This is a genomic window from Pseudomonas sp. G3-39 (assembly GCF_054790485.1).
In genome coordinates, this window is record NZ_CP186497.1 from 5,249,150 (window position 1) to 5,264,298 (window position 15,149).

The 15,149-nt window shown below is 58.7% G+C and carries 13 protein-coding genes; 7 read left to right on the top strand and 6 right to left on the bottom strand.

Annotated features, from left to right (window positions below; translation table 11 throughout):
• Window positions 1-86: 86 nt before the first annotated feature.
• Window positions 87-2,180, bottom strand: coding sequence for a mechanosensitive ion channel domain-containing protein (locus ACOYXG_RS23685; protein ID WP_460354328.1), 2,094 nt, complete (start codon window positions 2,178-2,180; stop codon window positions 87-89).
• A 328-nt stretch (window positions 2,181-2,508) separates the two neighbouring features.
• Here ACOYXG_RS23685 and ACOYXG_RS23690 point away from each other — a divergent pair, with 328 nt between their 5' ends.
• The 5 genes from ACOYXG_RS23690 to ACOYXG_RS23710 all read left to right on the top strand — a co-directional run bounded on the left by ACOYXG_RS23690 (window position 2,509) and on the right by ACOYXG_RS23710 (window position 7,890).
• Window positions 2,509-3,714, top strand: a complete 1,206-nt coding sequence (locus ACOYXG_RS23690) for an MFS transporter (protein WP_336839833.1) — start codon at window positions 2,509-2,511, stop codon at window positions 3,712-3,714.
• Window positions 3,715-3,927: 213 nt separating this feature from the next.
• Entirely contained in the window at window positions 3,928-4,854 is a 927-nt protein-coding gene (locus ACOYXG_RS23695; RefSeq protein WP_460354331.1) for a DUF72 domain-containing protein, read from the top strand.
• On the top strand, window positions 4,851-5,648 hold the full coding sequence (locus tag ACOYXG_RS23700; protein ID WP_103367217.1) for an endonuclease/exonuclease/phosphatase family protein: 798 nt from the start codon (window positions 4,851-4,853) through the stop codon (window positions 5,646-5,648). Before ACOYXG_RS23695 ends, ACOYXG_RS23700 begins: the two co-directional genes overlap by 4 nt.
• Window positions 5,645-6,919 (top strand): cardiolipin synthase ClsB, encoded by a 1,275-nt coding sequence (clsB, locus tag ACOYXG_RS23705; RefSeq protein ID WP_027612951.1) that lies wholly within the window; start codon window positions 5,645-5,647, stop codon window positions 6,917-6,919. The genes ACOYXG_RS23700 and clsB overlap by 4 nt, the downstream gene beginning before the upstream one ends.
• Window positions 6,916-7,890, top strand: coding sequence for a lysylphosphatidylglycerol synthase domain-containing protein (locus ACOYXG_RS23710; RefSeq protein ID WP_115988788.1), 975 nt, complete (start codon window positions 6,916-6,918; stop codon window positions 7,888-7,890). The genes clsB and ACOYXG_RS23710 overlap by 4 nt, the downstream gene beginning before the upstream one ends.
• Before the next feature lie 114 nt (window positions 7,891-8,004).
• On the opposite strand, the gene ACOYXG_RS23715 is transcribed toward ACOYXG_RS23710, so the two are convergent.
• From ACOYXG_RS23715 to ACOYXG_RS23735, 5 genes are all read right to left on the bottom strand, one after another.
• Entirely contained in the window at window positions 8,005-8,763 is a 759-nt protein-coding gene (locus ACOYXG_RS23715; protein ID WP_027614239.1) for an alpha/beta hydrolase family protein, read from the bottom strand.
• Window positions 8,753-9,862 carry a DUF3182 family protein gene (locus ACOYXG_RS23720; RefSeq protein ID WP_115988787.1) on the bottom strand — a complete coding sequence of 370 codons (1,110 nt, stop codon included), beginning with the start codon at window positions 9,860-9,862 and terminating at the stop codon, window positions 8,753-8,755. Before ACOYXG_RS23720 ends, ACOYXG_RS23715 begins: the two co-directional genes overlap by 11 nt.
• Before the next feature lie 181 nt (window positions 9,863-10,043).
• Window positions 10,044-10,778, bottom strand: a complete 735-nt coding sequence (locus ACOYXG_RS23725) for a TenA family transcriptional regulator (RefSeq protein ID WP_460354334.1) — start codon at window positions 10,776-10,778, stop codon at window positions 10,044-10,046.
• 90 nt (window positions 10,779-10,868) lie between these two features.
• Window positions 10,869-12,062, bottom strand: a complete 1,194-nt coding sequence (locus ACOYXG_RS23730; protein ID WP_097089403.1) for an MFS transporter — start codon at window positions 12,060-12,062, stop codon at window positions 10,869-10,871.
• Window positions 12,063-13,193 (bottom strand): HesA/MoeB/ThiF family protein, encoded by a 1,131-nt coding sequence (locus ACOYXG_RS23735; protein WP_460354336.1) that lies wholly within the window; start codon window positions 13,191-13,193, stop codon window positions 12,063-12,065.
• Between the two features lie 569 nt (window positions 13,194-13,762).
• Here ACOYXG_RS23735 and ACOYXG_RS23740 point away from each other — a divergent pair.
• Entirely contained in the window at window positions 13,763-14,431 is a 669-nt protein-coding gene (locus ACOYXG_RS23740; RefSeq protein WP_041074461.1) for a YjfI family protein, read from the top strand.
• 17 nt (window positions 14,432-14,448) lie between these two features.
• The gene (locus ACOYXG_RS23745; protein ID WP_097089407.1) at window positions 14,449-15,147 is read left to right on the top strand and encodes a PspA/IM30 family protein; all 699 of its coding nucleotides are present in this window, start codon (window positions 14,449-14,451) and stop codon (window positions 15,145-15,147) included.
• Window positions 15,148-15,149 lie beyond the last annotated feature (2 nt).

The following is a 15,149-nucleotide window of genomic DNA, read 5'->3' on the forward strand; positions in this document are numbered from 1 at the left end:
ACAGGGGATCTGCGGCGTTCACAAATCCAATGTGGGAGCGGGCTTGCCCGCGAAGAGGCCGGCAATCCCAGCACAAAATCCGGCGGTCAGGTACTCGACCGTTGTGGCGCCTCGCTCGCCACCAACTCCCCCTCACCCTGCCGCTTGGGCAACAAAACCTGCTGTGGATAAGTCTGCGCGAAATGCACCTCGGGACTGTTATCCACAAGCTTTTTCAAACGCTGGTTGAACGCCCGGCTCACCGCATACTGTCCACCCGACACAGTACGGAACTGCGCCGTCAGCACTACGCCGTTCAGGTCCATCCGGTCCACCCCGAACACATCCAGCGGCCCTTGCAGGTTGTACTTGAGGAACGGGTCTTCACGGATCGAATCACCAGTCTCGCGGATTAGCTCGATGGCCTTGTCGACGTCGGTGTCGTAGGTGAACTGCACCGAGAAAAATGCATAGGCGAACTGCCGTGATTGGTTGGTCACGGCCTTGATCTGGCCGAACGGCACCGAGTGCACAAACCCCTTGCCGTCACGCAGGCGCAGGGTGCGGATGGTCAGGCCTTCGACGGTGCCGGCGTGCCCGGAATCGAGCACCACCCAGTCGCCGATCGACAGCGTGTCCTCGATGATGATGAACAAACCGGTGATCACGTCCTGCACCAGTTGCTGCGAACCGAAACCGATCGCCAGACCGACCACCCCGGCACCGGCCAACAGTGGCGCAACGTTGATGCCGAGGTTGGCCATGGTGGTGATCGCGCAGATCACCACGAGGATGATTTTGATCGCATTGCGCAGCAGCGGCAGGATGGTTTTCACCCGGGTGCTGGGCTGGCGCGACGAGCGTTTGCTCACCGGTGGTTTCAACGCTTCCTGAATCGCCGTGTCGAGCACCACCCACAGCAGCCAGGTGACGAGGAAGATCAGGCCGATGCTGCTCAACGCGTTGCTGATCGCGCGGCCGATCGTGCTGCTCTGGGCGAAATCAAGCAGTGAGACGCCCCAGATCCGCCCGAGAATATCGATGAAGGCAATCGCAATAACGATCCGCAGCAACGCGTGCAACAGGCTGAGAAAGCGTTCCTTGTAGGCGCTGCTGCGCTGGATCGCTTCGGCCTTTCGCGACTTGAACAGGTGCTGGAGGATGGTGCTGAGGAACACCGTGCCGATCAGCAGCACGGTGGTGAACAGCGCACAGCGCAGGGCCTTTTGATTGTCCTCACCGATGCCGATCAGATTCACCGCCGAAACCAGCACCATCAGCACGATGGGCCAGTACCAGAGCCCGGAAAAAATCCGCAGCGACTCCTGCAGTGAGGGCTGTTTCAGACGTTGCGCCAGTGGCCGATTACGGATCAGGTGCGCCACCGGCCGACGCAGGCGAATCACCAACAGACCGAAGATGATCGAGGCTATCAACCCAGTGAACACCGCGACGCTGCTGGTGATGTTGCCACCCAACTGACGGGCGATCTGTGGGCTGGTCAACGCATCACTGAGGGCGGCGAGAAAGCCAATCAGGAACAGCGGCTTCGGGCAGTAGTCGCGGATGATCCGCGCGGCCGGCCGTTTGTGGCCGACGTTGAACATCACCACCACGCACAACAGCATCGAGGTGGAGAAAATCCCGCTGCTGGTGGCATACGCCAGACACAACGCCAGCGCCCGACCCACCGAGGCTTGCAGAAAGTGGCTGACGTACAGCGTCAACGGCAGGCAGATCAGCGCCGGCACGGTGTACGGCAGCAGGTAACCCGCCAGATCCTGACTGCGTTGGCGGGTACGCAGCCAACGGCCCTGACTCAGCCGCTTGGCCAGCAGGCTGCCGAGCACCGTAAGCAACGCGAAGGCGCCAAGCCACACGCCGGACAGCATCAGGAAATCTCCGGCGACGCTCCAGCCGGATCGGTTCGACGGCTGGTTGACCAGTTTGTCGACTTCGTCCGCCGCACGGTCGGCACGCAGACGCCAGGCGTCGACCAGATGCTCGTTGAGATCGAGTTTGTCCTGCACGTCGTCGATGCTCGAACTGATTGCGCCGAGCAGACCGCCCTGCACAATCGGCTCGGGTTTGGCCGGTTCTTCAGCAGCGGCCGGAACACCCGGCAACGTGGCGGCTTCGAGTTCGCTGGCGCCGAGAAACAGCAGCGCTCCCAGCAAAATGGCGATCCTGAACTTGATCAAAACTCCGATCCCTCTTGGCTGAACCTGTAAGGAACTGATCGGTGAATGGCGGACAAGTTCGGTTTTTGGGTCAATGACCTTCCCCCTGTGGTGAGGGGATTCATCCCCGATCGGCTGCGCAGCAGTCGTAGACATCTGCTTTCACACCCTTTGGAACCGTTTGGGGTTGCTTCGCAACCCATCGGGGATAAATCCCCTCACCACAGAATTCACAGCACTCCGTGGATATTTGCGCCAGCAGCAAATATCAAATGCCCAACCCTGTATTTTTCCGCACAACCCAAACTCCGACACTGCGCTCCATTCAAACCTCTACCGGAGTGCTGTCATGCCCATTGCCTTGCTCGCGCTGACTCTCAGCGCATTCGCCATCGGGACGACCGAGTTCGTCATCGTTGGCCTGTTGCCCACCATCGGCGCCGATCTCGGCGTCAGCCTGCCGTCCGCCGGGCTGCTGGTCAGTCTGTATGCGTTGGGCGTTGCCATTGGCGCGCCGGTGCTGACCGCCCTCACCGGCAAAGTCCCGCGCAAATTGTTGCTGCTGTCGCTGATGGTGTTGTTCACCCTCGGCAACCTGCTGGCCTGGCTGGCGCCGGGTTATGAATCGCTGGTGCTGGCGCGGATCGTCACGGGTCTGGCCCACGGGGTGTTCTTCTCCATCGGCTCGACCATTGCCACCAGTCTGGTGCCCAAGGAAAAAGCCGCCAGTGCGATTGCGATCATGTTCACCGGACTCACCGTGGCCCTTGTGACCGGCGTGCCGCTGGGCACCTTCATTGGTCAGCATTTCGGCTGGCGCGAAACCTTCCTCGCCGTCTCGGCGTTGGGTGTGATCGCCTTCATTGGCAGCCTGCTGTATGTGCCGAACAACATCGCCCACAGCAAACCGGCGTCCTTGCTGCAGCAACTACAAGTGCTGAAACAACCGCGTCTGCTGCTGGTGTACGCCATGACCGCGATCGGTTACGGCGGCTCGTTCATCGCCTTCACCTTCCTCGCGCCGATCCTGCAGGACCTCTCCGGTTTCAGCGCCGGCACCGTCAGCCTGGTGTTGCTGGTGTACGGCGTGTCGGTGGCGGTCGGCAATATCTGGGGCGGCAAACTGGCGGACAAGCGCGGGCCGATCAGCGCCCTGAAAATCATCTTCGCCCTGCTGGCGGCGGTGCTGTTCGTACTGACCTTCACCGCCGCCAATCCATGGCTGGCGTTGGCGACAGTGCTGGTGTGGGGCGCGGTGGCGTTTGGCAACGTGCCGGGGTTGCAGGTGTATGTGGTGCGTCAGGCTGAACATCACACACCGCGGGCAGTGGACGTGGCATCCGGGCTGAACATTGCTGCGTTCAACCTCGGGATTGCCGGTGGGGCGTGGGGCGGCGGGTTGATCGTCGAACATCTGGGCCTGATTCATACGGCGTGGATCGGTGGTCTGGTGGTGCTGGTGGCGCTGGCACTCACCGCATGGAGCGGTCGACTGGATCGGCTCGGTCCGGCCTATGCCGAACCGGCTCAAGGCCGAGTATTCACGGGCCACTGAGTAACCCTGTGGGAGGGGGCTTGCTCCCGAAGTCGGTGTATCAGTCGCCATTGATGTTGACTGAACGACCGCCTTCGGGAGCAAGCCCCCTCCCACATTAGCTATGTGTTGCTCTCAGGGATGTACCGTCCGTAACGCCACCGAAACTTTCCCGAACCGCCCGCAGTCATCAACAGACACAGGCTGTACGAGGACTGACAACGGGAGGGCGGCATGGCAACGATTCACATCGGTATTTCCGGCTGGCGCTACGCTCCGTGGCGCGGGGATTTCTACCCGAAAGGACTGACGCAGAAGCGCGAATTACAGTTCGCTTCGCGGGCGGTCAACAGCATCGAAATCAATGGATCGTTCTACGCCCTGCAACGGCCCGAACGTTATGCCCAGTGGTACAGCGAAACGCCGGACGACTTCGTGTTCAGCGTCAAGGCGCCGCGCTTCATCACCCACGTCCGGCGCCTGCGCGAGATCGAAAAGCCGCTGGCGAATTTCTTCGCCTCCGGGGTGCTGGAGCTTAAGGAAAAACTCGGGCCGATCCTCTGGCAGTTTCCGCCGAACTTCAAATTCGATCCTGAGCGCTTCGAACACTTCCTCTCATTGTTGCCCCACGATACCGAAACCGCTGCCGCCCTCGCCCGCCAGCACGACTCGCATCTGCACGGCCACGCCAGCCTCAAAGCCTGGCGCAAAAAACCGTTGCGTCATGCCGTGGAAGTGCGCAACGACAGCTTCATCGATCCCGACTTCGTGCGCTTGTTGAAACGCTACAACACCGCGCTGGTGATCGCCGACACCGCCGGCAAATGGCCGTACCGCGAAGACCTCACCAGCGATTTCGTCTACCTGCGCCTGCACGGCGCCGAAGAGCTGTACGCCTGCGGCTACACCGACGCCGCGTTGAACAAATGGGCTGAACGCATCGACGCCTGGCATCACGGCCGGCAACCGGGCGATGCGCATCTGATCGCGCCGCGCCTCAAGCCGCGGGCGCGCAAATCCCGCGAAGTGTTCTGCTATTTCGACAACGACATCAAAGTCCGCGCGCCCTACGACGCGCGCAGTTTGCTCCACCGATTCGAGCTGGATAAAACGCTCGCCACCACCCCCGGTGAACCGGCTGCCGAAGGGGTGCTGGCATGAGTATTCCAGAGCCGGTCGGGTTCACCGACGAGCAGACCAGCGTTGAAGTGTCGGTGCGTCGTTTCACCGTGCTGACGGTCAACACCCACAAGGGTTTCACTGCGCTCAACCGACGTTTCATCCTCCCGGAGTTGCGCGAAGCGGTGCGCAGCGTGGCCGCCGACGTGGTGTTTTTGCAGGAAGTCCACGGCACCCACGAGCATCATCCCAAGCGCTACAGCAACTGGCCGACGATGCCGCAATACGAGTTCCTCGCCGACAGCCTGTGGCCGCAGTTCGCCTACGGGCGCAACGCGGTGTATCCGGAGGGCGATCACGGCAATGCGTTGCTGTCGAAATTCCAGATCATCCGCCACGACAACCTCGACGTGTCGATCAGCGGTCACGAGAACCGCGGGCTGCTGCATTGCGTGCTGCGCCTGCCCGGCGATGGCGTCGAAGTGCATGCGATCTGCGTGCATCTGGGTCTGCGCGAAAGCCATCGCAATGCGCAATTGAAACTGCTCGGCGAGCGTCTGGCGGAGCTGCCGGATAACGCGCCGGTGATCGTCGCCGGTGACTTCAATGACTGGCGCCAGCGCGCCGATGCGCTGCTCCAACCCTGCGGTCTGCGCGAGGTGTTCGCCGAACATCACGGCAAACCGGCGCGCAGCTTTCCGGCGCGGCTGCCGACGCTGCGGCTCGATCGTATTTATGTACGCAACCTCAAGGCCAGCCAACCGAAAGTCCTGGCCAACCGGCCCTGGTCACACCTTTCCGACCACGTCCCGTTATCGGTGGAGATCGAACTATGAGCAGCGCACCGCTGGAGAAATCCGCCGTGGAACCGATCAGCATCAACCCGCCAGTGCGCGAGCCCGGGCATGTCGATGTCGAATACGGCTGGCAGGGCAATAACCGCGTCGAGTTGCTGGAAAACGGCGAGGAATATTTCCCCCGGGTGTTCGACGCCATGCGTGCGGCGAAGAGTGAAATTCTGCTGGAAACCTTCATCGTTTTCGAAGACAAGGTCGGCGCAGAGTTGCAGCAGATCCTGATCGACGCCGCCCGGCGTGGCGTGCGCACCACTGTCAGCCTCGACGGTTTTGGTTGCGGCGAGTTGACCACCGGTTATCTCGCCGCACTGAGCGAAGCGGGCGTGCATCTGCAGATGTTTGACCCGGCGCCCAAGCACCTGGGCATTCGCACCAACTGGTTCCGCCGCCTGCACCGCAAGATTGTGGTGGTCGACGGACTGATCGCGTTCATTGGCGGGATCAACTTTTCCGGCGATCACCTGGCCGATTTCGGCCCCGAGGCGAAACAGGATTATGCGGTGCAGATTCAAGGGCCAGCGGTCGCTGACATCCATCATTTCGCCCTGCTGCAAAGTGGTCGTCCGGGACGCGCACGGTTCTGGTGGCAGCGACGGCGTCAGCGCCGGGCGGACATGGCTTTCAACGATCACGACGGTCAGGTACGTCTGGTGTTTCGCGACAACGATCAGCATCACACCGACATCGAAGATGTGTACTTGCACGCATTGCGCCGGGCCAAACGCCGGGTGGTGATCGCCAACGCCTATTTCTTCCCCGGCTACCGCCTGCTGCGCGAGATCCGCAATGCCGCGCGCCGTGGCGTCGAGGTGCGGCTGATTCTGCAAGGTCAACCGGACATGCTGGTGGCGAAACTGGCGGCACGCATGACCTACGACTACCTGCTCAAGGCCGGCGTGCAGATCCACGAATATTGCCAGCGCCCGCTGCACGGCAAAGTCGCGTTGGTGGATGAGGAATGGAGCACCGTCGGCTCGAGCAATCTCGACCCGCTGAGCCTGTCGCTGAACCTGGAAGCCAACGTGCTGATCCGCGATCGCGCGTTCAATCAGCATTTGTTTCAGCGCCTCGAAGACCTGAGCCAGAACCACTGCAAGGCGATGGACGCCAGCATGTCCCCGCGAGGACGGATCTGGCACATGACCGTAGGGTTTCTGGTGTTTCACTTCCTGCGGCATTTCCCGTCAATGGCCGGTTGGTTGCCGGCGCACAAACCGCGGCTCAAGCCGTTTCGGGGGCGCACGTCATGAGCCATTCCCACGCACAGTCTGCGCCCGCCACTCACTCTCGCTGGAGTCGCTGGAAACGCCCACTGACGTTGCTGTTCTTCCTCGCGCTGATCGTGTTGCTGACGATGTTCGCCACCCGTATCGAATGGGCAGAAGTCCTGCAAACCCTGGCCGACTTCAAGGTGCGCACGCTGATCATTGCCGCCAGCCTGACCCTGCTGAGCTTTCTCACCTACGCCAGTTTCGACCTGATCGGCCGCACCTACATTCGTCAGGACCTGACCTGGAAACAGATCCTCCCGGTGGGGATCATCAGCTATGCGTTCAACCTCAATCTCAGTGCCTGGGTCGGCGGAATCGCCATGCGCTATCGGCTGTATTCGCGCCTGGGGGTGAGCAAAAGCAACATCGCCAAGATTCTCGGTCTGAGCCTGGCCACCAACTGGTTCGGTTATATGACGATTGCCGGCGTGGTGTTCAGCAGCGGCCTGGTGAGCATGCCGCCGGGCTGGAAAATCAGCAGCGCCGCGTTGCAAGGCATTGGCGTGCTGTTGCTGCTGTTGAGTGTCGGTTACCTCGCCGCGTGCCAGTTCTCGAAGCGCCGCGAGTGGTCGATTCGCGGGGTGGAAATCAACCTGCCATCACTGCGCATGGCCGTCCTGCAATTGCTGCTCGGTGCATTGAACTGGTCGCTGATGGCGGCGGTGATTTTCACTCTGCTGCCGAGCAAACTGGATTATCCGTTGGTGCTCGGCGTGCTGTTGATCAGTGCGATTGCCGGAGTCATCACGCACATTCCGGCGGGGCTTGGAGTGTTGGAAGCGGTGTTTGTCGCGCTGCTGCAGCACGAAGCTTCGCGGGGCAGTTTGGTGGCGGGGTTGCTGGCGTATCGGGCGATTTATTTTCTGTTGCCGTTGTTGATTACGGTGGTGATGTATTTGCTGGTGGAAGCCAAGGCCAAGGCGTTGCGGATCGATAAGAAACCTTCCTGATTTTGTGGCTATGGCTGATGGCCCCTTCGCGAGCAAGCCCGCTCCCACAGGTAGAACGCATTCCAAATGTGGGAGCGGGCTTGCTCGCGAAGGCGTCCGAAGAGCCACAACAAATCATGTGGACTGGATGATGCTCAACCGCTCACCCACCACCATCTCGGTAATCCAGTCCACCAGAATCGAAGTATAGGCCTGCTGCGAAACCGGCTCGCTCAAGGCATGGTCGGCGCCGTCGATGATCCGGTGCGTCAGCGAATGCGTCTGCTGACAGGCGGCGCGGTAACTCATGATCGTTGCGTGGGGCACGTAATCGTCAGTTTCCGATTCCACCAGCAACACATCCCCGGTGAACTGCGAACAGGCGTGCAGCGCACGGTTGCTGTCTGCACGGACCAACGTCGCCCGATAGTCGCGCAGGTCGGCCTTGTCCAGTTCACGCTTGGGCGTGTGCCATTGCTCGTCGCGATACAGCGCCGGTACCCGCAGCGCCAGCCAGCGCACCGGACGCAACGAGGTGAGGATCGAAGCCAGGTAACCGCCATAACTGGTGCCAACCACCGCAATCGCCGAGGTGTCGAGCGCCGGATGCGCCAGCAGGCGGTCGTAGGCTGCGAGCAGGTCACGCAGATTGTCTTCGCGCGTGACCCGGGTCAGCGGAATGCCCGTGCCACCGGTGTGGCCGCGCAGGTCGAAGGTCAGGCATACACAACCGAGACCGGCGATGCCCTTGGCGCGTTCAAGATCACGCTCCTGGCTACCGCCCCAACCGTGCACAAACAACACGCCGGGGACTTTCGATTTTGGACTGAGAAACGTCCCGCTCATCTGTTCATCATCAATGTCGATCTGAATGCTTTCGCTTCTAGCCGTCATAAGATTTGACCGTTACGTATTTGAGAAGGAAGTCGCTGTTCTCCGCTGGCCCGCGATAGATTTCGATGGCGTCCGCCGGCAGGCTTTGATCGCTATAGGTTTCTACGGTCGACACGCGGATCGCGGGCATCTGCGGATCATTGACGAAGCTTTGCAACGCGGCCAATTCAGCGCTGCTGGCACCGCCCATGCGCCAGGATTGTTCGAGCACCCCGCTGCGGGGTTTGCCATTGCTGTCCAGGCCTTGGGCAATGTCGTAGTTGCGCCGGGAGGCGTAGAAATCTGGATAAGCCTCATCCGCCGCCCGGTCGAAAATCTGCGCCTGCTTGATGGCCAGTCGCACGTCATCCGGCAAGTCCAGCGCCAGCAGATCTTCGTAGCCGCCCTGCACTACCAACAGATTCGAACCACCATAGACGTCTTCGCCATGGGCATCCTTGGTCAAGTATTGATCACCGCAGTAGCTAAGCACTTTGTCGCCGATGAATGACTGTCCAACGCTGTGGGTGAAGACCTTGCTCAAGTCCTGTTCGAGCACCACGCCATCGCGAAACAACGCTTCCGCTTCTGCACGGGCCAGTACTTCATCGAACGCGTCGAGACTGTTGATAACTTCCTGGCCACGACCGGCGCAGGCGTGAATCGGCTTCAGGCGGATCGGCCCGCTGTACAGCAAATGCTCGGCGGCGGGCCTCGCATCTTCCACGGCAAACACCGTCAAGCCGTCGAGCACCACATCGCGCACGCGCTCGGAGAATTGCGGCGCCCAACCTTGTGGCGCGTGAGCCAGATGACTGCGCAAGCCGTGGCTGATGGCTTTGGTGCAAATGAAATCGTGTTCGACGTACCCGCCCCACAAATCACCCGGGCCCTTGATACCCAGATTGCGCACGCTGGCCGGGCCAACAATGGTCTGGGTCGGCAGCCAATACAAATCGCGACCGCGATGCTTCTTCGGGTCAAAACTTCCGCCGAAGCTGAGTCCCAGAATCTGCGCCAGCCAGCGGGCAAGTGCCTTGTTGGTCTGCACTTCATGTTGCGGCGCCCCGACCCGAACCGAATGGGCGACGACCACTTTCCTGCTCGACATCGGGGTCATGCGTCCCCCTTCAAGCCACTTGATGAATGTAATGAGAGAAGTGCAGAGATCAAGCCAATCGCCTGGGGCCAGGAATACCCTATGAATCAATCGCTTGGACCTAGGGTGGTGGCATCAGGCCTGTTTCAATCTGCACGACTGCCAGCGAATCCGCGGCAATTTGCACGAAACGGGTCGCCAGCTACTGCTGACTGACTTCCTTCCAGATGGCATCGAACATGACACAACGTTTGAGCATAGCCTGACGCCCGATTTGAATCGCAAGCCGCTTGGCTTCAGGCGTCTGGTGAGTCAGGCGTTGCAGAACTCCCAGCATGGTAATCGCGTGGTCCTCATCCTCTTCGATATGCAGGCGAAAGAACTCCAGGCCTTCCTCACTGACATTCAGTCCCTCCAGTGCCAGCAGAATCGGTTTGTAAATCAGCGGCACAATGGCTTCGGCTCCCAGGCAGAGTGCTGCGAGGCCCTCGACAGGATTTTCACTGCGGCAAAGCTGCATGATGCATTGGGTGAAATCCACGGTCTGAGGTAAAGGCGATTCTGCCAAGGGATGGGTGCCCAGGATCCGCAGCGACCTTTGAAACAACTCGGCATGTGTGAGCTTGTTGTCACCATCAATGCCCATTTCCTCCTGCATGTTTTCCATCAGCAATTTGATGTCGTCAAGGGATTCGAGGCGATTGATGATCGCACACAGAAAGCGGGTAAAGTTTCGCGAGTAGTAATGATGCTGGACCAGAAAGTAACGCATCCCCTGCAGAGAAACATGACCGTTTTGCATTGCTAGCAACAGTTCATGATTAACCAATCTATCTAACGCATCAGCGTCCAGCCATTGGTCCCATAATGTGCCTCCGGTCATGAGTTTAATAACCTTCGCCCCATCGCCGCGACTCAACTCCTTGTTTTCATCCAACTTTAAATTCCTTTTAATTCTTTATCAGCCATCCAGCCGATCGCAACTTTCCAGTTATTCCGAAACCCCGAAAAACTTACAAAACCATATTCATTGTGCATCACTGTAAATGACCGGGCGCTCAAACCTGGCCAGAAAGTAAGCACATAGAGAGGCGAAAATGATGCACAGACCGCCTGACGCAAGAATCACAGCACTGCTCGAGAAATGCAGTAACAGCCATCCACTCAGCAGGCTCGCGGGAGGAATCGCGAGGTAGGCAATGAGCCGTGTAACTCCCACCGTTCGCCCCAGAATGGTTTGCGGAACCACTTGCTGGCGATAGGTGAAAAAAGCGATGACCACCACGGATTGGCAACCGGTAGAAAGCGCCCATAGTGCCGAAAGTGACCACGGATCGTTGGCCATCGCCCCCATCAGCGTGAACACCCCGGCCAGCAAACAGCTTCGACGGATAAGAATGCCGGCCGGATATCTCTTCACCAGAAACGCCCCCATAGCTGATCCGGCGACGGCACCTGCACCAATGAGCCCGTAGTAATAGCCGACATCACTCAATGGCACGGCCAGTAGCGTGGTGTAGACATAAACAAGGCTGGCACCGATCAAGGCAAAACCGAAATTGCAGAAAAAGAACAGCATGACAAACGAACACAGTTCTCGCTGCTGGATGACATACAGCAGTCCGGCTTTGATTTCCGTGAATACCCGCGTGGTGGCAGGCGCAGGCTTACCCTGCTCTTTCAGCAAGAAGCAAAGCGGCAGGGATAGCGCAAATCCGACAATGCTGCCAATCAGCAACTGCTCCTTGGTACTGAAGGACAGCAAGGCTGCAACGCTGATTGGTGCAACGATGCGAATGATGTTGTCACTGGCATTGACGATCGCATTGAACCGATGAAGTTTGGGGCCTTCAATCAGCGCTGGCGCGATACTCTGGAAAACCGGGTGGTGAGTGGCACCGACGCTTGCCAGCAGAAAGCTCAGCAATAACAGGGTGATACTCAAGCTGCTCCCGGACAGCGTACTCACAGCAGCATATATAAGGCAGCCGGTGACGATGTTGATCAGATCACCGCCGATCAGAAAACGCCGTTTGCTGTAGCGATCACTCCACACACCGGCGAAGGGCGTGACCAGTATGTAGGGCGCCATCGCGGCGAAAAAAGCCAGCGACGTCCAGACTGGGGAGCCGGTCTGCTCATAAACATAAAGCGGGATCAGAAACGCGATGGCCCATGAACAGATGGACGTGATGGCATAGGAAGCCAGGAGTTTGAACATCTAGACAGTCTCCGCCTGCCGCGACCGTTGCCCGTTCGCGAGATGTCCACACACCGTGCAGTCCGGATTCTGCTGCCAGACTTCAGCAACGCTGACGTTCAGGTCGTCGAATGTGAATTCCTTGAGCTTGTTGGTCAATTGTGGCGGTTGGCAGCCGGTGATGATCTTGACTGTTTCGCTGACCATCATCCCGGCGGTGACAGCCACCAAAGTCACAAGAGCCGGGCCGGGATGCTCATAAGTGATGTCGTGCTGTTTGGCCATGGTCGAAACGCTGTTCACCAGGCTGCTCTTGTTACGCGCCGACGTCAGCCAGCAAGCACCGCAGCCCGAGGAGCCAGGCACCACCGAATAAAACACCGAGCGCCGTACATCAAGCCCGCCTGAAATGAAGGGTACGCCCTGTTCAACGCAGGCCTCATTCAGCCAGTCGGCCATGTAGTTCGCGGGTTTATCAGCGACACAAATCACAATATCGTGACCGCGTACGATGCCGGCGACGTCTTGCGCCGACTGCAGGCGGGTTTCGTGAGCAGTAATGTCGAGGTGACTGTTGAATTCAAGCAACCTGCGCCTGGCCGTTGCAACCTTCGGCATGCCAACGTCGGTTTCCTTGTAAAGGATCTGCCGGTTCAAATTGCTCAACTCGATCGTGTCAAAATCGAGGATCGTCAGATGGTGGATACCCAGCGCCACCAGGTCGAACAGGATATGGGTGCCCAGACCGCCGCAGCCCAGTACGCAGACCCTGGCCGCGCGCAGTTTTTCCTGGTAGGCGAACTTGTTCTCGCCCACAGCCACCATCGACCCGAAAAAGTCGATGTTGCGGGAAAATCTGATGCGATCATGATCCGAAAGAGAAGTCGTCTCAAAGGCATCCGGACTCTCGACCAGCCGGTATTTGATCAGATCCTGCGCAACGCTACGGATTTCGTCCTGATCCACCGCGGGATAACGGCCTGCCACCTGGGTAATCAACTCCTCATAGGGTGTACGGCCATCAAGTGCCTTGGCGAACTCCCAGACAGCACCGTGGGGGTCGGGGATTTTTGCGTATTGACCGTTAAAGCGCAAAACGACCTGACCATCAAGTTTGAACGGAATAATCGTCGGTTTAAGACAAAGCTTCATATTCGAGCCTCAATCGCTATTAAAACAACTTGATAAAGAACCAGGGCCATTAAGACCCCGGTTCTTACTGATCAGATCAGCCGATCTGAGAATCGCCAGCGGAAGATGCTTTTTCGAAAGTCATAATGATTTCCTCAAAAGTTGAAGGGCCGGTGGTGAAGCTGTTTCCACCGGGGTGAAGATGTGCACACCCCCAAAACTAGAATAAGTTTTCAGTGGTTGCGAACTCACCTTGTTTCTTAATATTACTCACGCAAAATACATTTCCTACGCTTTTACGAAGTGCCGCCATTACTTCTTACGGAAACATACAAAAACAATGTAGGAATTATCTTCAATACTTAAACAATAAAAAATCACTGCGAGAAACTTGAGAACAAATTCGCCTTCCAGACCATAAACATCAGTGTTTCATCAGAAACACACTCCCACCCGGGACAACGCTTGCGACCACCACCTCATCAAAAATTTCGACAGGTCAAAAAGATCTCACGCGTGAGCCATTGATGGCACTTTGAATTGGCTGTAGTGTGGCTCACGCGTGAGATGTTCATAACGGAGTCATTGCCATGAAAAGCCGCTCCCCCACTGTTGCGTCAGAGAGCCCAAAGGGAGAGCGCTCGAAACCGTCCGCGAAAAAACCGTCGAGCTTCTACATGAAGCAGATGCGCGCGGGCCTGGCTGCCGCCGGTTATGTGAAACACGAAACTTGGGTGCTTCCGGAAAACCGAAGCTTGCTCAAGCAGATGGAGCAACAGCTACGCCAACCGATTCTGGCTGGCTCATTCATGTCGGAGAATTACATGAGCGCAGGCAACAACTGGAACATCGATAGCCTCTTCAACGCCCTCAAGGCACTGGACGAGGTGGCTTCGCACGAGATCACGCTGTCTCTGATCCAGAGCTCCGAACCCAGCATCAAGCTGGAAATGAACGAATTCGGCGGTCTGCCGATTCACATCGCCGTGGCCGGTCAGCAGATCATCGTCGACACCGTGCTGGTGGATATCGATTCGATCACTGACGTGCGCGCCTTCAACGACGCCGTGCTGCGCAGCCGGGAAATGTTCCCGCTGTCGTCGATCGGCATCGAGTCGATGCCCAATGGTCAGACCGTTTACAACATGTTTGGCGCCCTCAGCGCCGACTCGAGCCTGACAAACGTCGTCACCGAGGTGAAAACCCTGGTCGACAACGTGCAGCGCGCGAGCGAAGCCTTCGAACACTTCTTCAAGTAATCAACAGGGAATATCCAATGACTCAGTCCATCTGGAGCAAGTTGTTCACCGCGCTGCGCGGCGGCGCCAATGAAGTCGGCGAAGCGATCGTCGACCAACAGGCCCTGCGTATCCTCGACCAGGAAATCCGCGACGCCGACACCGCGCTGTCGAATGCCCGTCGTGAGCTGGTCACTATCATGGCCAAGCACAAACTGGCCGCTGACCGCGTGAGCGAGTACGACGCCAAGATCAAGGATCTGGAAGCCAAGGCGGTTTCCGCGCTGAACGCCGGCCGCGAAGACTTGGCCATGGAAGTGGCCGAAGCGATTTCGACCCTGACCAACGACCTGACCGCCGAGAAAGCCCAGAGCGACGAATTCGGCACCTACGCCGAAAACATGCGCAAGGACATCACCAAGGCCGAGTCGCGGATCAAAAGCCTGCGCCAGCAGGTGGACATGGCCAAGGCCCGTGAAAGCGTGCAAAAGGCGCAGGTCAGCGCGTCCATCGCCAGCGGCGGTGCCAACGGCAAGCTAGAAACCGCCGTCGGCACGCTGAACCGTCTGCAGGCCAAGCAGCAGCAACGCGCTGCCGAGCTGAGTGCCGCCGATGAACTGGCTGACGCTTCGACCGGCAATGACCTGGAACGCAAACTGCGCGACGCCGGCATCACGCCGAACGAAGGCAGCGCCAATGCGATCCTCGAGCGTCTGAAGCAGAAGTCCGCGCAGTAAGC

What these genes read in the sequence shown, in the direction of transcription:
- clsB (WP_027612951.1), top strand. Translation starts at nt 5,645, where the DNA reads ATGAGCAGCGCACCGCTGGAGAAATCCGCCGTGGAACCGATCAGCATC.
- ACOYXG_RS23740 (WP_041074461.1), top strand. Translation starts at nt 13,763, where the DNA reads ATGAAAAGCCGCTCCCCCACTGTTGCGTCAGAGAGCCCAAAGGGAGAG.
- ACOYXG_RS23710 (WP_115988788.1), top strand. Translation starts at nt 6,916, where the DNA reads ATGAGCCATTCCCACGCACAGTCTGCGCCCGCCACTCACTCTCGCTGG.
- ACOYXG_RS23730 (WP_097089403.1), bottom strand. Translation starts at nt 12,062, where the DNA reads ATGTTCAAACTCCTGGCTTCCTATGCCATCACGTCCATCTGTTCATGG.
- ACOYXG_RS23745 (WP_097089407.1), top strand. Translation starts at nt 14,449, where the DNA reads ATGACTCAGTCCATCTGGAGCAAGTTGTTCACCGCGCTGCGCGGCGGC.
- ACOYXG_RS23720 (WP_115988787.1), bottom strand. Translation starts at nt 9,862, where the DNA reads ATGACCCCGATGTCGAGCAGGAAAGTGGTCGTCGCCCATTCGGTTCGG.
- ACOYXG_RS23695 (WP_460354331.1), top strand. Translation starts at nt 3,928, where the DNA reads ATGGCAACGATTCACATCGGTATTTCCGGCTGGCGCTACGCTCCGTGG.
- ACOYXG_RS23735 (WP_460354336.1), bottom strand. Translation starts at nt 13,193, where the DNA reads ATGAAGCTTTGTCTTAAACCGACGATTATTCCGTTCAAACTTGATGGT.
- ACOYXG_RS23700 (WP_103367217.1), top strand. Translation starts at nt 4,851, where the DNA reads ATGAGTATTCCAGAGCCGGTCGGGTTCACCGACGAGCAGACCAGCGTT.
- ACOYXG_RS23715 (WP_027614239.1), bottom strand. Translation starts at nt 8,763, where the DNA reads ATGACGGCTAGAAGCGAAAGCATTCAGATCGACATTGATGATGAACAG.
- ACOYXG_RS23690 (WP_336839833.1), top strand. Translation starts at nt 2,509, where the DNA reads ATGCCCATTGCCTTGCTCGCGCTGACTCTCAGCGCATTCGCCATCGGG.